Source organism: Vreelandella glaciei (assembly GCF_013415125.1).
Classification (GTDB): domain Bacteria; phylum Pseudomonadota; class Gammaproteobacteria; order Pseudomonadales; family Halomonadaceae; genus Vreelandella; species Vreelandella glaciei.
Genome location: NZ_JACCDE010000016.1, coordinates 1 through 23,205, shown reverse-complemented (window position 1 = coordinate 23,205; position 23,205 = coordinate 1). Strand labels below are relative to the sequence as shown.

The 23,205-nt window shown below is 53.7% G+C and carries 14 protein-coding genes; 8 read left to right on the top strand and 6 right to left on the bottom strand.

The features are described from left to right. The first annotated feature begins 35 nt into the window (after positions 1 to 35). The 4 genes from galE (at position 36) to HZS80_RS11935 (ending at position 5,394) form a co-directional block, all read left to right on the top strand. On the top strand, positions 36 to 1,031 hold the full coding sequence (gene galE, locus HZS80_RS11950) for a UDP-glucose 4-epimerase GalE (RefSeq protein ID WP_179916205.1): 996 nt from the start codon (positions 36 to 38) through the stop codon (positions 1,029 to 1,031). Positions 1,032 to 1,078: 47 nt separating this feature from the next. Continuing rightward, positions 1,079 to 2,659 (top strand): phosphoglucomutase (alpha-D-glucose-1,6-bisphosphate-dependent), encoded by a 1,581-nt coding sequence (gene pgm, locus HZS80_RS11945; RefSeq protein WP_179916204.1) that lies wholly within the window; start codon positions 1,079 to 1,081, stop codon positions 2,657 to 2,659. A gap of 172 nt (positions 2,660 to 2,831) precedes the next feature. Then, on the top strand, positions 2,832 to 4,508 hold the full coding sequence (gene pgi, locus HZS80_RS11940) for a glucose-6-phosphate isomerase (RefSeq protein ID WP_179916203.1): 1,677 nt from the start codon (positions 2,832 to 2,834) through the stop codon (positions 4,506 to 4,508). A gap of 31 nt (positions 4,509 to 4,539) precedes the next feature. After that, entirely contained in the window at positions 4,540 to 5,394 is an 855-nt protein-coding gene (locus HZS80_RS11935) for a sugar phosphate nucleotidyltransferase (RefSeq protein ID WP_179916262.1), read from the top strand. Positions 5,395 to 5,406: 12 nt separating this feature from the next. Here HZS80_RS11935 and HZS80_RS11930 read toward each other — a convergent pair whose 3' ends face one another. Continuing rightward, entirely contained in the window at positions 5,407 to 7,134 is a 1,728-nt protein-coding gene (locus HZS80_RS11930; RefSeq protein ID WP_035566768.1) for an SLC13 family permease, read from the bottom strand. A gap of 140 nt (positions 7,135 to 7,274) precedes the next feature. Here HZS80_RS11930 and HZS80_RS11925 point away from each other — a divergent pair, with 140 nt between their 5' ends. From HZS80_RS11925 to cysQ, 4 genes are all read left to right on the top strand, one after another. Further along, complete coding sequence (locus tag HZS80_RS11925) at positions 7,275 to 8,045, top strand: helix-turn-helix domain-containing protein (protein ID WP_179916202.1); 771 nt, start codon at positions 7,275 to 7,277, stop codon at positions 8,043 to 8,045. 86 nt (positions 8,046 to 8,131) lie between these two features. After that, positions 8,132 to 9,034 carry a sulfate adenylyltransferase subunit CysD gene (cysD, locus tag HZS80_RS11920; RefSeq protein WP_179916201.1) on the top strand — a complete coding sequence of 301 codons (903 nt, stop codon included), beginning with the start codon at positions 8,132 to 8,134 and terminating at the stop codon, positions 9,032 to 9,034. Then, positions 9,034 to 10,938: a sulfate adenylyltransferase subunit CysN gene (cysN, locus tag HZS80_RS11915; RefSeq protein ID WP_035566760.1), complete on the top strand. Its 1,905-nt coding sequence runs from the start codon at positions 9,034 to 9,036 to the stop codon at positions 10,936 to 10,938. The genes cysD and cysN overlap by 1 nt, the downstream gene beginning before the upstream one ends. A gap of 91 nt (positions 10,939 to 11,029) precedes the next feature. After that, the gene (gene cysQ / locus HZS80_RS11910) at positions 11,030 to 11,797 is read left to right on the top strand and encodes a 3'(2'),5'-bisphosphate nucleotidase CysQ (protein WP_179916200.1); all 768 of its coding nucleotides are present in this window, start codon (positions 11,030 to 11,032) and stop codon (positions 11,795 to 11,797) included. A gap of 36 nt (positions 11,798 to 11,833) precedes the next feature. Here cysQ and rfaH read toward each other — a convergent pair whose 3' ends face one another. The 5 genes from rfaH to HZS80_RS11885 form a co-directional block, all read right to left on the bottom strand. Beyond that, complete coding sequence (gene rfaH, locus HZS80_RS11905; RefSeq protein ID WP_179916199.1) at positions 11,834 to 12,352, bottom strand: transcription/translation regulatory transformer protein RfaH; 519 nt, start codon at positions 12,350 to 12,352, stop codon at positions 11,834 to 11,836. Between the two features lie 42 nt (positions 12,353 to 12,394). Next, complete coding sequence (locus HZS80_RS11900; protein WP_035566752.1) at positions 12,395 to 13,720, bottom strand: aminotransferase class I/II-fold pyridoxal phosphate-dependent enzyme; 1,326 nt, start codon at positions 13,718 to 13,720, stop codon at positions 12,395 to 12,397. Further along, positions 13,717 to 21,129: a type I polyketide synthase gene (locus HZS80_RS11895; protein ID WP_179916198.1), complete on the bottom strand. Its 7,413-nt coding sequence runs from the start codon at positions 21,127 to 21,129 to the stop codon at positions 13,717 to 13,719. The genes HZS80_RS11900 and HZS80_RS11895 overlap by 4 nt, the downstream gene beginning before the upstream one ends. Then, positions 21,126 to 22,760: an LTA synthase family protein gene (locus HZS80_RS11890; protein WP_035566749.1), complete on the bottom strand. Its 1,635-nt coding sequence runs from the start codon at positions 22,758 to 22,760 to the stop codon at positions 21,126 to 21,128. Before HZS80_RS11890 ends, HZS80_RS11895 begins: the two co-directional genes overlap by 4 nt. Further along, the coding region (locus HZS80_RS11885) for an SDR family NAD(P)-dependent oxidoreductase (protein ID WP_179916197.1) at positions 22,753 to 23,205 on the bottom strand (453 nt) is incomplete at its 5' end. The genes HZS80_RS11885 and HZS80_RS11890, both read right to left, overlap by 8 nt.

Sequence of the window (23,205 nt, the reverse complement as noted above, 5' to 3'; positions counted from 1 at the left end):
GTTTTATTTTTTATACTGAAATTAATAGGTGAATCGTGAATTTATTAATTGTTGGAGGCGCTGGCTATATTGGTTCACATATGGTGAAGCAACTTAGCTTAGAGGGGCACAATGTTGTTGTACTGGATAACTTAACCAGTGGTTTCCGTGAATTGGCGTGTTACGGCGAGTTGGTGGTCGGTGATTTAGCCGATATTGTCTTGCTGGAAAATTTATTTAATCAATATGAGTTTGATGGTGTCATGCATTTTGCTGCCTGCAGTTTGGTGGGAGAGTCTGTGCAGCACCCAAGTAAATATTATCGCAATAATGTGGCTAATACGCTAAATTTGCTTGATGTCATGGTGCGACACGATGTGAAGCAGTTCATTTTTTCGTCGACAGCGGCTACTTTTGGTGAGCCTCATTATCTGCCTATTGATGAAGCTCATCCACAGCAGCCGATCAACCCATATGGTATGTCTAAGCTGATGGTTGAACGTATCTTAAGCGACTATGCCGCTGCCTATGGACTTAATTCCGTGTCGTTACGCTATTTTAATGCTTGTGGTGGGGACCCGGGTGGTGAGATTGGTGAATGTCATGATCCTGAAACACATTTAATTCCTATTATTCTACAAGCGGCTTCAGGTCGGCGTGAGGCTGTTACCGTTTTTGGCCGTGATTATGCGACAGAGGATGGTACCTGTGTCCGCGATTATATCCATATTGAAGATTTATGCTCTGCTCATGCTCTTGCCTTAAAGGCACTGTTGAATAAACAGATTATAGGGGCGAATGCCTATAATTTGGGCAATGGAGCGGGATTTTCTGTGCAGCAGGTGATCGATGCGGTTAGGCGTGTGGTGGCAGACGATGGCCGGGATATCGTGGTGCTTGAGGGGGAGCGGCGCTCAGGAGACCCGGCAACACTGGTCGCAGATTCAGCCCTTGTGCGAAAGGTACTTGGTTGGTATCCCAACTTCTCGGCGTTGGACACTATTATCCGACATGCATGGGCATGGGAGAAAAAATTGGCTAAATTAGACTAGGAAAGCGATAGTTTTGACAATATCTTTAAGCGAAAAGGGCGGGTGTGATGAGCGATATAGTTGAGGCATTTTTTAGTGAGCAGCCGGATGTAAGCGTTATAAAGGAACGCGTCGCGTTCGGTACGTCTGGTCATCGAGGGCGTGCGACAGAGCGAACGTTTAATGCGGGACATATTATCGCCATTACTCAAGCTGTGGTCGACTATCGCCGAGAAGTGGATTATCAGGGGCCCCTTTTTTTAGCATTTGATACGCATGCGCTTTCCAGACCCGCGTGGCAGTGCGTATTACAGGTGTTAGCTGCGAATAAAGTGCCTGTAATGATTGAAAAAAATCATGGCTATACCGCCACACCGTTAGTGAGCCGAGCGATTTTGCAGCATAACGCTATGCTAGGCGCCTCCTTGTCAGACGGTTTGATCATCACGCCTTCCCATAACCCGCCAGAAGATGGCGGGATTAAATATAATCCTCACCATGGCGGCCCTGCTGATACAGGCGCGACGGAATGGATTGAACATCGTGCGAATGCCTATCTATTGCGCCGGTTAAGCGATATCTCCCCTGTGCCCGTTGAAAATATGCTCGACTACGCACAGGAGTATGACTTTACCTCACATTATGTCGCTCAATTAGGTTCTGTCGTCGATATAACTGCGATTAAAAAAGCTAACCTGACTCTGGGTGTGGATCCTATGGGGGGGACTGCTTTGCCTGTTTGGCAGGCGATAGCCGAACATTATGGCCTGAACTTAGAAGTGGTTAATACCACTTTGGACGTCAATTTTGCATTTATGCCGCCAGATCATGACGGCAAAATTCGAATGGATTGCTCTAGCGCGGCGGCAATGGCCAACCTGCTTGAAATTAAAGACCGTTTCGATATCGCCTTTGGTAATGACCCTGATGCTGATCGGCATGGCATTGTTGATGCTAATGGTTTGATGAACCCTAACCATTTTTTGGCGGTGTGTGTGGATTACCTTATGGGGCATCGACCTGAATGGGCGGAGTCGCTAAAAGTAGGTAAAACATTAGTCTCTTCTTCAATGATTGACCGAGTGGTAGCCTCTCATGGGCGGGAGCTTTATGAAGTACCTGTGGGCTTTAAGTGGTTTGTTGATGGGCTGCACGAAGGGTGGTTAGCGTTTGGTGGGGAGGAGAGCGCAGGGGCTAGCTTGCTTACTCGTGATGGTAAACCTTGGTCGACAGACAAAGATGGTATCGCGTTGTGCTTGTTAGCGGCAGAGATCACTGCGGTAACGGGGAAAACGCCTAGTGAGTATTACCGCTCGCTGACTGAGCGTTTCGGCGAGCCTTTCTATAAGCGAGTAGATACTGCTTGTACGCCTGAGGAAAAAGCAGCGTTCAAGCAGTTAAGTGCTGAAAGTGTCACAGAGACGATGCTAGCGGGTGATCCTATTACAGCGGTGTTGGTAAAAGCGCCTGGCAATGATGCCTCCATTGGTGGTCTTAAGGTAACGACCGATAATGGTTGGTTTGCAGCCCGACCTAGCGGTACCGAATCGCTTTATAAAATATATGCGGAAAGCTTCAAAGGCCCTCAGCATTTAGATGAGCTAATTGAAAGTGCTGCCCGGCTACTTTCCGGTGTTTTGAGAGGATAAAAGTCTTATTAGTCTTCGATTATGGCAGGAGCTTAAAATTTATTTGGGCTTCTGCCTTTTTTGTCATCACGTTGTAAAACATAAGATTAAATGTTGAGAGGGTGGAAATGGCTCATCGCTTGCTTCATAAAATGAGTAGTTATCTGTTTATTTAGCCTATAAGGAAGACACCATGGATGCCCCACTATCAGCGGTAAACCAACGTCTTTACACGCCTGCCAATGAACTAGCGGTTCATGCTATGAGGCTGCAGGCTCAGTCTCTACGCGACCTCATTGGCAATGGCCCAACGGCGAAGCAACGTGCTAAAGCACTGGCGTTTACCTTTGGCTCGCTTCATGTTGATTTCAGCAAGCAACGGCTTACCCAAAAAACAATAGCACTATTGATTGAATGGGCGCGCAGTTGCGGTATTGAAGCCAGGCGTCAAGCATTCTTCGCTGGGGAGATGGTTAACCCTTCCGAGCAGCGTGCCGCTTTGCACATGGCCGCAAGGTGGCCTGAAACGGCGACCCCTCCAGCAGGAATGGAGTACGCTGCTGCTTTTTGCCAGCAGCAGCGGGCCCGTATGGCCAAAATGGTTAAGCGTGTTCATGCAGGCGAATGGTTTGGGGCCACCGGTCAAACAATCACCAATATAGTGCATATTGGTGTTGGAGGTTCTGATTTGGGGCCAAAACTGATCAGTGAGTCATTAGCCGATCTTCCTAGTAGTACGAAGGTGGGCGTGCATTATGTTTCAACGATGGATGGGTCGCAGATTCTGCCTTTAATGGAGCGTTTGAATCCAGCGACTACCCTTATCGTGCTTGCTTCAAAGTCGTTCACTACGGCCGATACACACTTTAATGCGCGTACCGTGTTGGCTTGGCTTAGCAGTGCACTTGAGGTAGACGAGGCTACTATCTGTCGCTACCAGTTGATCGGTGTTTCTTCCAAGCCTGAAAAGATGACCACCTTTGGTATTCCTGAGTCTCATCAGTTGGTATTTAAGGAGTGGATAGGAGGGCGCTTTTCACTTTGGTCGCCTATTGGTATTAGTGTCGCTATGCAGCTGGGTACGGAATGTTTTGATGCATTATTAGATGGCGCTCATGCAATGGATCGCCACTTTATAGACACGCCATTGGCCACTAATTTACCTGCTTTGTTGGCATTAGTCGGCGCTTGGAATTGTCAGTTCCTTAATATTCCTACGCATGTGGTCTTACCCTACGATGGTCGTCTAAAAAGCCTGTCTGCTTATTTACAGCAACTAGAAATGGAGTCTAACGGGAAAAAGATTGGCTTAGATGGTCGTTCCGTTAATCATGCTACATGCCCCATTATGTGGGGGGACGTTGGGCCCAATGCGCAGCATGCTTTTTATCAACTGTTGCATCAGGGGGGGCATACGGTGAGCGCAGACTTTGTCGCTGTGGCTACGCGTGAAGTGAATGCGCCTGATAAAGTACAAGAGTCGTTAGCCTCTCAAGAGCAGCTAACACTAGCAAATTGCTTGGCACAAGCACAGCTTTTTGCGTTAGGGGATGAGGCTATTCCCGTAGCGCTCAAGGGACAAATTGCGCAAGGTTATCGTGGTAATCACCCTAATTCCTTCCTACTATTGAAGCAGCTAGATCCTTGGTCAATTGGTGCACTATTAGCGCTCTATGAGCATAAGGTGTTTGTTCAATCAGTTTTATGGAACTTGAATCCTTTTGACCAACCTGGTGTAGAGCTCGGTAAACAGTTAGCGACCAGTCTTTATCAAACGCTTGCTGATAAATCTGTTGAGCAGGAGAATGTAGAAGATCCCAGCACTACTCAACTTTTGGCTAAATTGAATGATTGGAAAAAAGCAGGGTAGCTTAAAATGTATTTTGAAAAGGAAGCCATTCGTGATGCAGGTACGCAAAGCAATTATACCCGTAGCCGGGTTTGGTACTCGTTTGTTGCCGATTAGTAAGGCCATTCCGAAAGAGATGGTACCCGTTGTTGATCGGCCATTGATACAACACGTAGTAGAGGAGGCGTTGGCAGCGGGTATCAATGAAATTATTTTGGTGACTCGAGCAGGAAAATCGGCCATTGAAGATCATTTTGATGCGCATTTTGAGCTTGAGCACTCGCTGGCCAGCAAGGGCAAGGATGCCCAGTTGCAAATCCTTTCGTCTATTTCCCCTAAAAAATTAAAGGTAACCAGTGTTCGCCAGCCGAGCGCAAAAGGCTTAGGTCATGCGATTTTTTGTGCCGCTTACCTGCTGGATAAGGATGAGCCGTTTGCGGTTATTTTGCCGGACGTACTGGTGAAGCCTCAAATTTCCTGTAGTACATGCGATTTAGGCAGCATGGTTGAACGTTGGAATGCTAAGCAGGTGGCGCAAATTATGGTGGAAGCTGTTCCCCATGAGGAGGTGTATCGTTACGGTATTGTAGACTGTGATGAGCCAGCCCCTGGTGAGAGTGCTGCTATGCGTGGTGTGGTAGAAAAGCCAAAGCCTGAAGATGCTCCCTCGCGTCTTTCGGTGATAGGCCGTTACGTATTGCCTTATCGCATTATGCAGCTGTTGGATGGCTTACCTCCAGGTGCTGGAGGCGAAGTCCAACTTACTGATGCTATCGATAGCTTAATGCAAGAAGGTGGATCCGTGGAGGCCTTTCGGATGTTGGGTCGTACTTTTGACTGCGGGCACATTGATGGGTGGCTAAAAGCCAATACCATGCTGGCGCGAGAAGCTGGCTATAAGGTTTAAGCGTTTTACTTACTAAAATGGGAACACGAGTGGCGTGATGATCAACACGGCAGCAGAGTAGGTGATACTGACAGGCAGCCCAATTTTGAGGAAGTCAGCCACTTGATAGCGTCCTGGTGAGTACACCATCAGGTGAGTTTGATAGCCAAAGGGAATCAAAAAGCACGCGCTGGCGCCATAGGCTACCGCCATTACAAAGGGGAGTGGGTCCGCTCCAAACGCTTGGGCAGTGCTCCAGGCGATGGGGAAGGCCAGGGCGGCAGCGGCGTTGTTTGTGACTGTTTCTGTCAACAGCAGCGTTAATAAATAGCACCCTATAAAAGCGGCGTAGATACCATAGCCACTGAATAAAGCCTGCATGCCGGTCACTAGCAGGCCTGCGGCGCCGGAATTTTCAAGTGCTTGGGCAATCGCTAATGCTGAGCCAATGATTAGCCATAACTCAAACGGGAAACGGCGGCGTAGTTCCGCGAAACTGATGACTTTCATGACGAGTAGCCCGCCTAAAAGCATCAACAGCCCATGAAATAAGGGCAGTAAATTGGCGGTGGCAAAGATGATAACCGCAGCGAATCCGCCTACCGTGAATAAGCTCTCTTTGTTGCTCAGCCGCGGCCGTGTGAAGCTGCCACTGAGCAAGTGGAAGTTGCGGTCTAGATTGCGGTGCTGCCGAAAATCAGCACTTACGGCCAGTAGTAAGCAGTCACCAACGCGGAGCGGGATTTTCCCTAGTTGCCCTTCCAGGCGTTTTTCCCCTCGTCGTATGCCCACCACGCCTGCACTGAACATGCTGCGGAAATCCACATCCTGCAGTGTTTTTCCGGGAAGCTCTGATTCATGAGAAATAACGACTTCCACGAGGTTTGTCGCGAGTAGGTTGTCAGCTTGATGTCCGAATAGCTGTAACCCTGGAAAGCGCTGTAAGGCCTGTACCTTGCCTGTTTCACCGGTGAAGACCAGCATGTCATTAGCCTGCAGCAGCTCGTCTGGAGCGACGGGGCTTATAAGCCTTCCTTGGCGTTCAATTTCTAGTAAATAGAGTCCCTCTAAACTGCGTAGACCGTTATCTTCAATGCTTTTACCGATCATCGGTGAGCTGGGATCAAGGTCAGCGGCTAAGAAGTAGGCAAGCTTCTCATTGGTATCTTCCAACCGGTGGTGTGGTAATGAATTGGCGCGCCACATCAGCACACATAGAGAAATTAAAGCAACGGGTATGCCGACTAGGCTAAATTGAAACATGCTCAACTCAGTACCGCTGGCACTAACATTGAAAGAGTTAACCACTAAGTTAGTGGAGGTGCCTACTAACGTTGTGATGCCGCCTAATATCGAAGCATAGGAGAGTGGAATTAACAGCCGCGAAGGTGCGATGCGTTGTTGGCGTGAAACCGCGCCTAAAAAAGCAGCCACCACGGCGGTGTTATTCAAAAACGCAGAGAGGATGGCGGTACTTCCCATCAGTCGCGCGGTGGCGAGACGAGGGTGGCCGCTCAATAAGTGCCGAGAAAGCCAGTCCAGTAAAGGTGAGCGCTCTAGTGCAAGCGAAACGAGCAGCAGCAGCAGTAATGTTGCAAGCGCTGGATTGGAAAACTGCATGAGTAGCGTGTTGGTATCTACAAAGCCTAGCACTAGAAAAATACCTGCTAGCGTAACAAAGGCAATGGCCGGTTTTACCTTGCCACTAATGAGTAACGCAAGTAAGGCAATAATCGATACGAGTACAGTCCAGGGGGTCATGGTGGGTCCTTATGAACCAGTAAAGACGTTGTGTACTTGATGGATTTTACGCAGGCTTATATGATGGTGTCTAATGATTGATAAAAATAGTATTTTATTTTGCCTTTAATTTGTTTTAAAACAAAAGGTTATGATAAATTTTGAATGCAAAACATTTATCGCCTGGATCGTTGAATGAGCGCCGAAAACAAGCGGTTCGGTTGCGTTTAGATGGGCATACTGTCTTGAAAGTTACTCAACAAACAGGGCTTTCTGCGCCCACTGTGTCGGCTGCGTGGAAAGCTTTTCGTGAGGGCGGGTGGGCGGCAGTGCCAGTCAAAACACGCGGGAGGTTGAAGGGGCAGGCGAATGTACTCGATGCTTCTTTTCAGGAGGTGCTTTGGCAGGTACTTAACCAAGCACCTCCTGATGACGCGCCTGCCTGGAGCAGTGCCGGGTTGGCTGATTGGTTAAAAGAAAATCACAATCTTGAGCTGACACAGCGTGCGATAGAGCACTGGTGGGAAAGCGAAGGACTAAAACATGAGCCTTGGCCGTTGGTGCGTTTTGCAAAGCAACGTTCACAGCAGGGGCGGTGGTATCGTCAGTCCGTAGAGCCGCTATTTTCTAAGACCAAAGAGGCTACCCAGCGTTGGCAAGTTGGTGTACGGCGAATCGCACATCCCTCTCGGTCGGTATATCAATTTTATTTGCATGGAGTTCGTGGTCGGTTACTGATGCGTTGTTTTGAACGACCGCCGGTAGCAGCCGACTATGTGTCTTTATTTAAAGCGTTGAGCCGGCAGGGTCCCGGGGTGGTGGTGTTTCATGGGGCGTTGCTTGAGGTAAGTCCTGAAGTTAAACAATGGCTAGCAGAGCAGCCTGCGTTTTGGCTAGTACCAGTGCCGAGAAACTTGGCAATAACAGCTTAAACACTCAGCACTTTTACCATGGGTTTTTAAGACAGTGCCGCTATGGCTTCTTGAGAACAAATTTTTAAACAACATTGGGACAGATGATGACATCACTTACCCATCTACAGCGTCTGGAAGCAGAAAGCATTCAGATTATGCGCGAAGTGGTTGCCGAGACTGAAAACCCGGTAATGCTTTATTCCGTTGGGAAAGATTCAGCGGTTATGCTGCACTTAGCGCGTAAAGCGTTCGCTCCTGCTCCGCCACCGTTTCCGCTCCTGCATGTAGATACGCGCTGGAAGTTCCGTGCTATGTACGAATTCCGTGACCACATGGCGGAAGATATTGGCATGGATCTGCTGGTGCATATCAACCCGGAAGGTATCGAAAAAGATATTAATCCGTTTACCCACGGCTCGGCTATTCACACTGATGTGATGAAAACTGAAGGCTTGAAGCAGGCGTTGGATAAATACGGATTCGACGCGGCCTTTGGTGGTGCTCGTCGCGATGAAGAGAAGTCGCGTGCCAAAGAGCGCATTTTTTCATTTCGCACAGCTCAGCACCGTTGGGATCCGAAGAATCAACGCCCAGAGTTGTGGAAGCTTTACAACACACGTAAACATGCCAAAGAATCGATTCGCGTTTTTCCGATCTCCAACTGGACCGAGCTGGATATTTGGCAGTACATTTACCTCCAGAACATTCCTATTGTGCCGCTTTACTATTCAGCCGAGCGTCCAGTAGTAGAGCGTGATGGTGCGCTCATTATGGTGGATGACGAGCGTATGCCGTTAGAGCCTGGTGAAGTGCCTATGATGCGTAAAGTACGTTTCCGTACCTTGGGTTGCTATCCGCTGACGGGGGCTATCGAATCCGAAGCTGATACCTTGCCGGCAATTATTCAAGAAATGCTGTTGACCAAGACGTCGGAACGTCAGGGCCGGGTAATTGATAACGATAGCGCGGCATCCATGGAGAAGAAAAAGCAAGAGGGGTATTTTTAATGTCTCACTCATCTGACCTAATTGCCGACGATATTGAAGGTTACCTGAAAGCTCATGAGCATAAAGGGCTGCTACGCTTTATTACCTGTGGAAGCGTAGATGATGGTAAAAGCACGCTTATTGGTCGCTTATTGTTTGAGTCAAAGCTGCTATTCGAAGACCAGTTAGCGGCGATTGAAGCAGATTCCAAGAAATACGGCACTCAGGGCGGCGATATGGATTTCGCGCTGCTCGTAGATGGCTTGGCTGCTGAGCGTGAACAGGGTATCACCATTGATGTGGCGTACCGTTTTTTCTCTACTGAGAAGCGGAAGTTCATCGTAGCGGATACCCCAGGGCACGAGCAATACACCCGTAATATGGTGACGGGAGCTTCGACGGCGGACGCGGCTATTTTGATGGTCGATGCGCGCTACGGTATTTTGACGCAAACTCGTCGACATAGCTTTTTGATGTCAGTAATGGGCATGCGTCACGTGGTTGTTGCCATCAATAAGATGGACTTAGTGGACTACTCAAAAGCCCGCTTTGATGAGATCAAAGAGGAGTACATTGCGTTTGCTAAGCAGCTTGGTCTAGAAAATATCACTTTCATACCAATGTCGGCTTTAAAGGGTGATAACGTTATTGAGCAGAGCGCGAAGATGCCTTGGTATCACGGCACCACGCTCATGGGCTATCTGGAAACGGTTGAGCTAGATGCTGAACACCTTCAGCGTTCCCCTTTCCGTATGCCTGTACAGTGGGTTAACCGTCCTAACCTCGACTTCCGCGGGTTTAGTGGCATGGTTGCTAGCGGAGTGATTCGCCCTGGCGATGAGATTCGTGTTCAGCCATCGGGTAAAAGCAGTACCGTTGCAAGTATATACACGATAGATGGTGATTTAGACGAGGCGGTCGCAGGGCAGTCAGTGACACTGTTATTGGAAGATGAGATTGATATCTCCCGTGGCGATGTTATTTCAGGCGTGGATCACCCCGCTCATACTGCTGACCAGTTTGAAGCGACTCTAGTGTGGATGCATGAGTCACCGCTTTTAGCAGGTCGTCCTTATTTAATGAAGCTGGGGACTCAGACGGTGTCGGCTACCGTTACTGATATTAAGTATCAGATTAACGTCAATACCCTTGAACACATGGCCAGTAAGCAGCTTGATTTAAATGGTATCGGCATATGTACACTGAGCCTGAATCGTGCGGTAGCTTTTGATGCCTATAAAGATAATCAGGATACCGGTGGTTTTATCCTGATTGACCGGATGACCCACAACACTGTGGGTGCTGGTATGCTGCATTTTGCTTTGCGCCGCAGCCAAAATATTCATATGCAGCATGTGGATATTGATAAAGAAGCGCGCGCGTTAGCGAAGGGCCAAAAACCGGCCGTACTATGGTTTACCGGGCTATCAGGGGCAGGTAAATCTACCATTGCTAACCTTGTAGAGAAGAAGCTGTTTGCAAACGGACAGCATACTTATCTGCTGGATGGGGATAACGTACGTCATGGTTTAAACCGTGACTTGGGCTTCACCGATGCTGATCGTGTTGAGAACGTGCGCCGCGTTGCTGAAACCACTAAGTTGTTGGTTGATGCTGGGCTAATCGTGATGTCCGCGTTTATTTCACCTTTCCGCAGTGAGCGCCAAATGGCGCGTGACTTGCTGGACGAAGGTGAGTTTATCGAAATTTATGTTGATGCTCCTCTTGGTGTTGTTGAAGCGCGCGATCCTAAAGGCCTTTATAAAAAGGCGCGACGTGGTGAGCTTAAGAACTTCACGGGTATCGACTCTGTATATGAAACGCCTGAAGCCCCCGATGTTCACCTTAAAACATCAGAAATGAGTGCTGAAGAAGCAGCCGACACGGTGATTGATGCGCTGCGTCAACGGGGCTTGATTAGTTAAATAAACGCACGCGATTTGTTGTCATATATTGGCTGCCAAGTGTCGGAGAACCATCCTTCACTTGGTGGCCTTTTTATAAGGGATTGAGGACATGATTGATCAAACTTTGCTAAACGATGTTGAGCAGATTGCCCGTAATGCGGGTAGTGCGATTATGAAGGTCTACGCTCGTGAGTTTAGCGTGGAAGAGAAGGAGGATAAAAGCCCGTTAACTGAAGCCGATAAAGCTGCTCATGAGATTATTATGCGCGGACTTGGATCTCTATCGCTTCAACTTCCTATCCTTTCAGAAGAGGACGCAGAAGCTTTTACTGGCGTGGATAGCGATGGCCGTTATTGGTTGGTTGATCCACTGGATGGCACTAAAGAGTTCATTAAGCGTAACGGTGAATTTACCGTTAATATTGCGCTGATTGAGAACGGGAAGCCAGTGTTAGGTGTTGTTACAGCGCCTGCGCTAGATGTAGCGTATGTAGCGGCAGAAGGAATAGGAGCATTCAAAATCGATGCTGATGGCCAGCGAGAAGCCATTCAAGTAGCAGGTCAGCCTGACCCACAAACTATCTGGCGTGTAGTGGGAAGTCGCTCACATCCAAGCCCAGACTTAGCCGAGTGGTTGGAGCAGCTAGGAGAGCATGAGATGTTGCCGATGGGTAGTTCTCTCAAGCTGTGTTTGATCGCTGAAGGCAAAGCCGACGTCTATCCACGTTTAGGACCTACTTGTCTTTGGGATACAGGTGCTGCACACGCTGTGGTGATTCAGGCGGGTGGGCGTGTAGAAACGTTGGAGAGCGTGCCACTAAGTTATGCGACTCCAAGTGAAAAGCTCAACCCCTATTTTATTGTATGGGGGCACTAAACTAACTTGGCAGCGGGCGCTTGCTCTGAAGGGCCTTTACTTTTTACTTATACTTTTAATTGGTAGAACAAGGTGTTGAGTGCGGTTAAGTAGGTTGAGCAAGACAATGGCTCGCTCTTCACCTTTGCAGCGTGTGAATACCGCCTCTATATCTTTGAAGGGACCTTCATTGATGGTGATTTCCTCACCGGCCCTAAAATAGGTGTGAATGCCTTCTAGATGGTGTGGCTGAGAACGCAGTGTTTCGACGAGCTGTGAAGGAATCGTAGCAGGTCTGTCGCCAAAGGTGAGTAGGCGCAGGACTCCTCGGGTGGAACGAATAGGCCGCCAATTGCTGACCACTTGATCTAAACAGATAAATAGGTAGTAGGGAAATAGGGGCTGGGTCACCTCTTTGAGCCTGCCCTGGTGTTTGCGTTGAATAGTTAGAACCGGGTGGAAAACCTCATAACCTTGATTGGTGAGATGTTCGGCGGCGCGAAATGATTCGCCTCCTTTGCATTGTATAACATACCAGCAAGCTATAGCGCCTTGCTGGTTGCTGACAGCGTCCATACATCTCCTTAGGGCTAGCCAAATTTAATATAGTTAAAGAGATTACGGTAACACTGCGGTTAATGCATCTAGCGTTTGGTCAATGTGTGCTTGGGTGTGGCCACATGAAAGGAAGAAGCGCAGCCGCGCGCTTTTTTCAGGCACTGCCGGATGCAGGATCGGTTGCACGTTGATCTGCTGTTCCAATAGCCCGTGGGAGACCCTTGCTGCTGCCGCAGAGCTGCCAATAATCACCGGCACGACGGCAGCCCCGATGCTTTGGCCAGTATCCAAGCCGCGGGCGGTGGCCTGCTCGAGGAAGTAGCGCGAAATAGCGTGCAGATGCTGAACACGCTCGGGCTCTTGCTGCATGAGTTGCAGCGCCGCCAGCGAAGGGGCTGCCACTTGCGCGGGCATGCCTACGCTGTAGAGAAAACCGGGCGCCAGATAGCGCAAGGTCTCCACCAGTGGCTTGCTGCCGGCGATATAGCCGCCGCAACCTGCCAAGGCCTTGCTCATGGTACCCATCCAGATGTCCACATCGCGCGGGTCGATATTGAAATACTCGCGCAGCCCTAGGCCGGTGTCGCCCATGACCCCAAAGGAGTGGGCTTCGTCGACCATTAGCCAGGCTTGATAGCGTTGCTTCAATTCGATAAAGCGCGGCAGCTCCGGGATGTCGCCATCCATGCTGTAAAGCCCTTCGATTACCACCAGCACGCGTTCAAACTGATGCCGATGACGGGCCAGCAGGGCTTCCAGGGCGGCCGGGTCGTTATGGCTAAACGACATGCGCTTGGCGCCAGAAAGCTGTGCGCCGACGAGGGAGCTGTTATGGATATACTCGTCGTGGAGCACTAAATCTTTAGGCCCCAGCAGGTAACCTAGCGTGGAGACGTTAGTGGCGTGACCGCTCACAAACACCACCGCATCTTCAACGCCGTAGGCCGTAGCGAGGGCCTGTTCCAGCTCTTGGTGGATAGGCCGTTCGCCGGATACCACGCGACTGGCGGAGACTGAGGTGCCGTAGCGGGCCACGGCATCGCAGGCGGCCTGATTGATACGCGGGTCGCCTGAGAAGCCGAGGTAGTTATAGCTGGCAAAGTTGATGCAGGTCTGCCCATTAATCACGCTGGTCGCCCCAGCGGTGCCTTCGTGTACCTTGAAGAACGGGTCGACCAAGCCGAGCTGATCGGCGGCCTGACGCATCATGGCAATTTGCTGATAGCCGGGTTGTGCATCAAAGCGCGTAAAGCGCTCAGGCACTGAGCGCTGCTCAGCCCCTTGCCCATTGGATGACACCGTGGTGCTGCTGGCAGCACGCGGCGCGGTGCGTTTGCGTGCTTGTTCCAGAAGCTGCTGTTTCAGTTCAGAGCGCTTGGCGGTCATAGTGTCTCAGTTGCAGATAATGAAGAAGCAGACGCAGTGTTTAATCCTTCGGTGCCGTGCTGGGCTGCCAGTGCGGCTATCGCATTTTGCGGAGGTTCTTCAACATCGTCGTGCTGATGCATTTTCTGAATAAGCACGCCCGCGAGTTTGTCGAGCGTCGATGCTTCGCTGAGCACCATGACTGACACCTGAACGCCCAAGCGGTTCTCGATGGCGGTCATTAGCTCGACGCCCATTAGGGAGTCAAATCCCATGTCGTAGACCGAACGGTGGATATCGAGCTTCTCTTCATCAATTAGTAAAATGCTGGCCAGTTCGGCGCGTAGTAAGTCGGTGATCGTACTGTGTAGCTCCTCTGGCGAGAGGTTGGCCAGCAGGGCGCTGATGTCGTCGTCGGCATCGACGCTGCTAACATCGTCGCTGGCACGGGCAATTTCATTAAAGCGGGGCGCTTCAGCGGTGGGTAGGAAGCGAGCAAGCGCCCCCCACTCCAGCTCCAGAACGCCCAGGCTTGGCCCTGGGGTCAGCAGCATTTGCTCGAGCACATTCAGCGCGTCATCCGAACGTAGTGCCGAGCCGCCCAGACGCTCTTGCAGCGCATCCCGGGTGCGGGTGTTGCGAGCCAGGAAACCGACATCTTCAATGGCGCCCCAGCGTACGCAGGTCGCCGGTAAGCCAGCGGCGCGGCGGTTAGCGGCAAAGGCTTCTAGCCAGTGATTGGCGGCGACGTAGTTAGCCTGACCGGGGTTACCGAACAGCGTGGTGGCCGACGAGTAGAGCACGAAAAAGTCCAGCGCCGTTTCACGGGTTAGCGCATCAAGGTGGCGGGCACCGTCGATTTTGGGCGCCAACACTTTCTGAATACGTGCGGCATCCAGGTTGCGGATTAGACCATCGTCGATCACCGTGGCGGCGTGCACTATGCCGCGTAGCGGTGCGAGTTCAGTCTTGGCACGCTTCAGTACCGCGGTTAGAGCCGCGCGGTCGGTAATATCGCAGGCCGCAGCCACTACCTTGACGCCCTGCTGCTCGAAGGCCGCCATGGCTGCTTGGGCTTCTTCGCTGGCAGGGCCGCTGCGGCTAAGCAGAATCAGCTGCCGCGCACCTTTCTCTACTAACCATTGAGCGGTTCTTAACCCGAAGCCACCCAGGCCGCCGGTCACCAAGTAGCTGGCATCCGCTGAAAGCTGTATCGCTGCCGTGCCCAATACGTCGTTCTGGGGTGGCGCGATGGGCTGTTCATAGGTCACCACGACCTTGCCGATTTGACGCGCTTGCTGCATATAGCGGAAGGCGTCGATCACTTGCGTGTGGCTGAACGAGGTAAACGGCAGCGGGCTCAAGGTGCCGTCGTTAAACAGCGCCATCATTTCGCCAAACAGGCGTTGGGTGAGCGCGGGCTGCACCTTCATTAGCTGATCGGAGTCGATACCGAAGTAGCTGAGGTTATTGCGGAACGGGCGCAGGCCAATATGGGTGTTTTCGTAGAAATCGCGTTTGCCCAGCTCCAGGAAGCGGCCGAACGGGCGCAAGGCGCGCAGGTTCTGGTTGATCGCTTCTCCGGCGAGCGAGTTAAGCACCACATCCACGCCTTCGCCCTGGGTGTCTTCCAGGATCTCTTCGGCAAAGGTGAGCGAGCGCGAGTCATAGAGCCGATCGATGCCCATCAGACGCAGGAAGTCGCGCTTCTCTTCGGAGCCCACCGTGGCGTAAATTTCCGCGCCTAGCCACTGGGCGATTTGCAGCGCGGCGATACCTACGCCACCCGCGGCGCCGTGAATCAAGACTTTTTCGCCGGGTTCTAAGCGCGCCAAGTGCTTAAGCGCGTAGTAGACCGTGAAGAAGGTGGTTGGGATCGTGGCGGCCGCGGCAAAGCTGATGCCTTCCGGCAGCGGGGCAACGGCGTGCTGGCTGGCGATCACCTTATCGCTAAAGCTGGCAGGGCCGAAGCCGACTACCGCCTGGCCAGGCGTCACGTGGGTGACGTTGCTACCCACGGATTCGACCACGCCCGCAAATTCGAGGCCCAGGGTCGGCCCCGCGAAGCCGTTCTCAATCGCTTCATCGGAGAGCAGGCCCAGGGTGTACATCACATCGCGGAAGTTAAGCCCGGTGGCTTTAACGCTGATGGCCACTTCGTCAGCATTGGCTGGCGGTAGCGGGCGAGGGCGCCACGTTAACTGGCGCAGCTGCCCAGGCATGGTAAAGCCTAGCGTCATCGCTTGCTGTGGCTGTTGGGTCTGCTCGTTAGTCGGTGCTACCGCCGCCGGGCGCGGCGCGGGCAGGGTGCGCAGCCGAGTGGCAAAGCGGTGGCCCTGATGATCGATCAGCGCTTCGTTTTCGCTATCCGGCTGAGCCAGCAGCGTGGCCCAGGCGTTTAGCGCTGGCTCGCTGATCGTTGTCGGTACATCCAGCAGATAGACGTTATGGCCGACGGCTTCGTTGGCCAGCGAGCGGCCAAAGCCCCAGAGCGCGGCATCGCCGGGCGCCTCGTTAGCGCTAGTGGCGGGCGTTGCCTGCCAGAGCGCACTAAGGCCGTGGGTTACTAGCCATAGGGAGGCGGCCAGCGACTGCTGCTCTAACGCCAGCGTCCACTTAAGGGCGTGATCACAGCGGGCGGTTTGCGCTTCAGTGCTGTTAGCCCCCAGGCCACGCAGGTCAATGACATTGAGCGTTTGCTCTGAGTGATTCGCCAGTGCCGGTTGCGTTAATGCATGAGCCAGCAGCTCAGCGGGTTCGCTCTGGCTAATGCTGAGCAGCGCGGAAGCGTCGTGCGATTGCAGTGCCTCGACGAGAGTGGCCGCCAGCGCTTCATTGTTTTGATCGGCGACCACCAAGTGACGCCGTTGAGTCACGGTGGACTCATCTTCGTCCGCGGCTAACGGATAGTGGGCGTGGAGCAGATAAGCACCGCTCTCGCTCTCTTCCAGCGCCATGGGCATGGAAACCACAAAGCCTTGATCGTTTAGCCAGCCGATCAGCGTCGCTTGCTCCAGCGCGGTTTGATCGATGCCGGGTGTGGCCAGCAGGTCATCCAGCCAGCGGCTCGGGGCGATACCAATCAGCATGACCTGGGCGCCTGGCGCTAGCTGCGCGGGCAGTGCTTCTATCAATTGGCGCGTGGCGGCGGGATGGGTGATATCCACGCTGACAAACGCTACTTGGGCTTTTTCAACGCCCGTGGGGGCGGTTAACGCTGCAGTATCGTTTTGGTCAAGGTGCTGCATATCCATCAGCGGGAAGCGTTCTTGCAACTGCTCCACCTGATGACGCGTGCTATCGAGGGTGGTGATCACGCGGTAATGGGTAAGGTCGTGGTAAAGCGCTTGGGTGCTGCGTTCCAGTAAGCGTTCGCCCAACGCAGGCGCACTGGGGCCCGCTTCAAGGAATTGCAAGCGCTGCCCACCGGGGAGCTCTGTTATCAGCGCATCTATTAACTCGCCTAGCTCGCCTGCCAACGCCTGCCAGCCACTTTCGCCCACCAGGACGCGGTTCAAGCGCGCAAGGTGTTCCTGGCTAATGCCCAGCGTTTCAAGATCGCTGCTGCCGCTGCGCAGCGCTTGTTGGTGAAGCCCTAAACGGCCCACCAGATGGATAGGCGCAAAGTAATCGGGGTAGTCCTGCACCAGCAGTTGCCAGATAACGTCAGGCGAGTGCTGTGCGCCTTCTGAATCAGTATCGGTTTCTGCGTCCGGGCGCTGCTGAGCAAAGGCTTCACTGAGGCTGTCCAGCAGCGGGGCGACTTCGTTGCCATAGCGATGGCCGGTGCCCTTACCGTAAATAGTGGCAATATCGGCTAGGCGGGCCAGCGCCTCGGCGGGCAGTGCCAGTGGTTCTGAACGCAGTGGCGCCGGGGTCAGTTCCACATCCAAGTAGCTGAAATGCTGATGATGCGCGCGGTTAAGACGAATCGCTTTGAAGCGGGTTTTACTCAATACCGCAACCGCATTGCCGGCGGCGTCATACAGCTCGAAATCGGCGGTAAAGGAGTGCGGTGCGCGCTTGCCCATCACCGCACGGGCGATCACCGGCGCGCCCGCCTGGGTATTGACTTGAATGCGTCCCACACGCACCGGTACAAAGGCCAACTGGGCGGCGAACTCGCTATGTTGGGCCAACAGCGGGATAAACATCTGGAAGACGCTATCCAGAATGCCGGGATGTACGTGCAGCGTGCTGAGTTGCGCCTGTACATCATCCGACAAGGCGATTTCACCTATGACCGCATCGCCCTCAATCCAGCCTTTGGAAATGGCCTGGAAGGCGGGGCCGTAGTGCAGGCCGATACGCTCGGCCATCTGCAGGTGCTCTTCGAGCGTGTAGTCCGGCGCGCGGGAAGGTAGCGGTGGGGCCTTACGGTTAAGCAGGAACCCCCGGCTTTCGCGCATGGTGCGGGCCACGGCGTTCAACTGCCACTCACTGCCGCTGGCGGGCTCGCGGGAGTGGATCTCCAGGCGGCCATCTTCCGGCAGGTAGGTTAACCGCATGGCACGGCCATGGGGACCGTCCAGCAGCAGCGGGGCGCGAATTTCCAGCTCTTCGATATCCAGCAGTGGGCTGTCTTTTAGCTGTAGTGCTGCGGCCAGGGTCAGTTCCACAAAACCGGCACCGGGGAAGACGGCGCCTTCACCCACCACGTGATCCGCCAGCCAGGGCTGTCGCTGGGTATCGAGCTGACTTTCCCAGGTGTGTTCGTGCTGCGCCAGCGGGTAGCCCAGCAGCGGGTGCTGGTAGTAGCGCGTAAGCAGCCCTTGACCGTCGTTAGTGCCTTGTACCCAGTGATGACTACGCTGCCAGGCATAGCGTGGTAGCGGCACGCGTTGTCCTACTACTGGCAGGTGGCGGCTAGCCAAATCAAGACCGCTAAGCAGCAGTTGGCCTAAGCAGCGTTGCAAGCCTTCAAAGCCCGGTTTATGGCGTTCAATGGTGCCGAATACCAGACCGGGGCGCTCCAGCTGGCGCAGTGACTCATTGAGGTAGCGGCGCAGAATGGGGTGAGCGCCAATCTCTACAAAGACATTATGACCTTGCTCCATCAAGGCGCTAGCGGCAGCGTCAAACAGCACCGGCTCACGAATGTTTTTCCACCAGTAGGTGGCATCCAACTCAAGCCCGTCGCTTAGTTCGCCGGTCACGGTGGAGTAGTAGGGGATCTGTGTCGTGCGTGGCGTGATATCTGCCAGCGCGTTGATCACGCCTGCTTTAATACTGTTCATTGCTGGACTGTGGAAGGCGTAATCCAGCGGTAGGCGCTTGGCAAAAATGTCTTGCCCACTTAGCGCGGCTTCCAAGGCACTCAGTTGCCGGCTATCGCCCGCCAGGGTAATGCCTTTAGGGCTGTTGATGCCGGCCAGGCAAACCTTGCTGTATTCGGGGTTTTCGAGCCACTCGGCGATGTCGTCGGCGCTCATGGCCACGGCGGTCATTTCGCCTTGGCCGCGGGTTTTGCCCTGATAGTCGCTGCGGTAGAAAATCACTTTCACCGCATCTTCCAGGCTCAGCGCACCGCTGGCCCAGGCGGCGGCCACTTCACCTACGCTATGGCCGAACACCGCAATGGGGGTAATGCCTTGCTCACGCAACCACTCGGTCAGCGCTACTTGCAGGGCAAACAGCGCGGGCTGGGCAATCTCGGTCAGCGCGAAGCGATTATCGTCGTCTTGCCCATTACGGCCTTCCAGCTCGGCGCGCAGCGAGAAATCACCGTGCTGCTGAAAGAGGGTGTCGACGTGGTCAATCGCGGCGGCGAAAGTCGGGGACTCGCTGAGCAGGTCGCGGCCCATGGTTTCCCACTGGCAGCCGTTGCCATCGTATACAAATACCGGCCCGACCGCGTTAGGCAGGCGCTCGAGGGTGGTGATGTCGTTATTTTCACCGCCAGCAAATTCGCTGAGCAGCGTGGCCGCTTCGTCCGCGGTTTGGGCAAACAGCAGCGCGCCATGGCGATGGCGTTCGCGGTGGTGGAACAGCGTATAGGCGATGTCGTATAGGCTGATCTCGCTACTTTTGTGTGAGGCGTTCTCACGCAAATAGTGGGCGAGCGTTTCGGCACTTTGGGTAAGCGCTTCAGCGCTGCGGGCACTAAGACGAATCGGCAGCGTCGAACCAGGTGCCTGCAGCTCGGGTTTGCTCCGCTCGGGCGGACTTTCCAGAATCACGTGGGCGTTGGCCCCGCCGAAACCAAAAGAGTTAATGCCGATAACGAGGCGGCCCTCTTTTTTCAGCGGCTGGCCTTTGGTGACGACTGATAAATTCAACTCATCAAACTTGATGCGCGGATTAAGCTTACGAATGCCAATGGTGGCAGGCACTTCGCGGTGCTGAATGCTGTAGAGCGCCTTGGCGAGACCCGCTACGCCGGAAGCCGTTTCCAGGTGGCCCAGGTTACTTTTCACCGAGCCGATCAGCAGCGGTGTTTTACGGTGCTGGCCGAGCGCTTCGCCAATCGCACGGGTCTCTATGGGATCGCCCACGGCGGTGCCGGTACCGTGAGCTTCCAGGTAGTCGATCTCGTCCGGCGAGATGCCCGCCTGCTGGTAGGCGCGTTTCATCAGGTCAATCTGAGCGCTGGGGTTAGGTACCGTCAGGCCGGATTTATGGCCATCCGTATTGACCGCCGAGCCTGCCACGACGGCAATAATGTTGTCGCCGTCGGCGACCGCCTGGTCGTAATCCTTGAGCAGGAAAATGCCAGCCCCTTCCGATCGCACATAGCCGTCACCCGCTTCGTCAAATACCTGGCAGCGGCCGGTGGGCGAGAGCATGCTGGCTTTGGAGAAGATGATAAAACCGTAGGGGTGCAGGTGAAGGCTGATGCCGCCCGCCAGCGCCATGTTGGTTTCCCCACTGCGAATCGATTGGCAGGCTTGGTGAAAGGCCACCATGGAAGACGAGCAGGCGGTATCCAGCGACATGCTGGGGCCATGCAGGTCAAACACGTAAGACAAGCGATTCGAGGCGATGCTGGAGGTATTGCCGGTGGCCGTGGAAGCGTCAATGGCCGACATGTCGTCCGCTAAGCGGTACGAGTAGTCGAGACTGGCGACACCTAAAAATACCCCACACTGGCTGCCGCGCAGGGAGCTGGGCAGAATGCTGGCGTCTTCCATGGCTTCCCAGGCGAGCTCTAATAGCATGCGCTGCTGGGGGTCCATGTTGGCCGCTTCACGGGGTGAAATACCAAAAAACTCAGCGTCGAACCCGCTGATATCGCCCAGGCTACCGGCGGCAAAGGTCACGCTGGTGCCGGGATGGCGTTTATCCGGGTGCAAATAGGCCTCGTGGCTCCAGCGATCGGCGGCCACTTCGGTCACTAAATATTTTTCGGCTTGCAGGTCCTGCCAGAACGTTTCAGGGGTGGTGCCGGGGAAACGATGGGCGGCGCCGATGATGGCAACGCGTTTAGTCATTCTTGCTCCTGAGGTTCTGGTTCTGCCTTGATCACATCGCTATTCATAGCATGTCCAAACACCTGTTTGAACAGTTGGACACCAAGCTCGTTTGCGGCTAGCTCAAATGGCTCTCTCGCTGCTGCCAGACTGGCCGTTGCCATCTGTTCAGTTGACCATATCATGTAGGGGGTGCGGCTATCAGGGGGCGTAAAGTGTGTGTACGCCTCCGGTAGAATCGGCACATGATCCCCATACCATCCTAGCAGCCCCGGTCGCTTTGCCGTATTTAGCGAATTTTTAACGCTGGCCAACATCTTGTCGGATTCACTTAAATGGTGCAAATAGACCGCGAGGTCACGCAGATGACCGGGCAGTGGCCAGGGCGCATTGGGCAGCGTGTTAGCTAACGTCGTCTGGTTGGGTGCTTCCAAATGTAGCGGACCGTGATTTTCCATGGTGATGACAAAGATAAATAGCGGCCTATTATCGTCATCTTCAAGCAGGCGTCCAATCTTTCGTGCAACTGCTAAGTCGCTAATGTAATGGCCGCTTTTATCGCAGCTCTCGAAAGCATTGATATCTATAAAGTGATCAAAGCCTAATAGGGGGATTACCTTGTGACGAAAATAGAAGCTCGCCAGGTATGGGTGCACACACACGGTGCGGTAACCCGCCGCTTTCAGCGCACTCGCCAAGCTGGGACGTGGATGGCGTGAAAGGGTGCGATAGGGATTGAATTGGCGTGCGCCCCACTGGTCGGGGGGGATGCCGGTTAATACCGCGCACTCGGTACGCACGGTATTGGCGCCCCACGCGGGCACATTCAGTGCGCCGTGTTGTAGGGCTTTGGTGCGGGTATTGTCATAATGGCGAAGCAGATTGGCATCGACCTCCTCACACCAAGGGCGCGGGTCGAAAAACGATTCACTCTGTACCAGTACTATGTTTGGCAATGTCTGGTTTGGCAGTGTTTGGTTAGGCAGAATTTGCTCATCTTTAGATGCTTTAGCCACCTCGGTTAAGTGATAAAAAGGCGACTGTTCTGGTGTTGGAATAGGTGAGCGCATCAGCGCCATACCGTATGCCCATAGGCTGGCAAACAGTCCTAGACGCTGCAGGTCTTGAGTGGGTTGCAGGGTAATGGCGGGCAGCTTGGGTGTGCTGAAAGAGAGCACCAGTACGCCGATGGCGATGACCTCAAACGCGCTGATTAAAAAGCGGCTAGCGCCCTCGCTAGTGACTAGCGACGTTTCCCAGTAGAAAAATGCTCCAATGGCAACGGCCGCCGCGCTGCTGGCAGCAATCGCCAAGCCAACTCCGAAAAAAGGCACGTATAAGCGCGGATGCAGAAGGGCGTCCCAGAAGTATTCAAAGTCGTGGCAAATAAACGGTTCGTTGAGGGTGTTCGACTTGGTGTTGCTCGACTGTACGACGACGAGCTGTAGCGAGAGGAATACCATGACCGCGAACCAGGGACGCTGCAGCAGCAACACTAATAGACCGAACAGCAGCACCCATGAGCCCGCATGCACGCCATTAGCCGCCACGCCGCGCTGCCAGAAGGGGCGCGGCCGCGGTTTGAGCAGGGCTTCGAATCCACCGCTTAGTAACAGGCCGATTAGCAGTGGCCACATCAGCGCGCTAATCATGGGGCGTGCCTGCTGAGTGATTAAAGCCCAGGCGTTTAATTAGCCACTGCGAAACGGCGGCGGGCAGCACCGCTAACCACCAGGTGCCGAAATTAAGCGGGAAGGGGAAGCTTACCCGTGCGCGGTTAGCGGTAATGCCGCGCTTGATGACGTTGGCGGCGCGCTCGGGCGGCCACTCCCACGGTTTGGGGCCGGGCATGGCGTCGCACATGGGCGAGGTCACATAGCCGGGCATCACGACAGTCACTCCAATGCCATGGGGGGCGAGCAGCCCGCGCAGCCCTTCGCCGTAGGCTTTAATGCCTGCCTTGCTGGCGCTGTAGCTGGGCGTGGTGGGCAGGCCGTGCCACGCGGCAAGCGAGCTGATCAACACCAGTTGGCCGCTGCCGCGAGCCTGCATGGCGGGCACTAGGTGTTGCACCATGGCGATGGGCGTTTTCAGGTT

What these genes read in the sequence shown, in the direction of transcription:
- pgm (WP_179916204.1), top strand. Translation starts at nt 1,079, where the DNA reads ATGAGCGATATAGTTGAGGCATTTTTTAGTGAGCAGCCGGATGTAAGC.
- pgi (WP_179916203.1), top strand. Translation starts at nt 2,832, where the DNA reads ATGGATGCCCCACTATCAGCGGTAAACCAACGTCTTTACACGCCTGCC.
- HZS80_RS11930 (WP_035566768.1), bottom strand. Translation starts at nt 7,134, where the DNA reads ATGACCCCCTGGACTGTACTCGTATCGATTATTGCCTTACTTGCGTTA.
- cysD (WP_179916201.1), top strand. Translation starts at nt 8,132, where the DNA reads ATGACATCACTTACCCATCTACAGCGTCTGGAAGCAGAAAGCATTCAG.
- cysN (WP_035566760.1), top strand. Translation starts at nt 9,034, where the DNA reads ATGTCTCACTCATCTGACCTAATTGCCGACGATATTGAAGGTTACCTG.
- cysQ (WP_179916200.1), top strand. Translation starts at nt 11,030, where the DNA reads ATGATTGATCAAACTTTGCTAAACGATGTTGAGCAGATTGCCCGTAAT.
- rfaH (WP_179916199.1), bottom strand. Translation starts at nt 12,352, where the DNA reads ATGGACGCTGTCAGCAACCAGCAAGGCGCTATAGCTTGCTGGTATGTT.
- HZS80_RS11900 (WP_035566752.1), bottom strand. Translation starts at nt 13,720, where the DNA reads ATGACCGCCAAGCGCTCTGAACTGAAACAGCAGCTTCTGGAACAAGCA.
- HZS80_RS11895 (WP_179916198.1), bottom strand. Translation starts at nt 21,129, where the DNA reads ATGACTAAACGCGTTGCCATCATCGGCGCCGCCCATCGTTTCCCCGGC.
- HZS80_RS11890 (WP_035566749.1), bottom strand. Translation starts at nt 22,760, where the DNA reads ATGATTAGCGCGCTGATGTGGCCACTGCTAATCGGCCTGTTACTAAGC.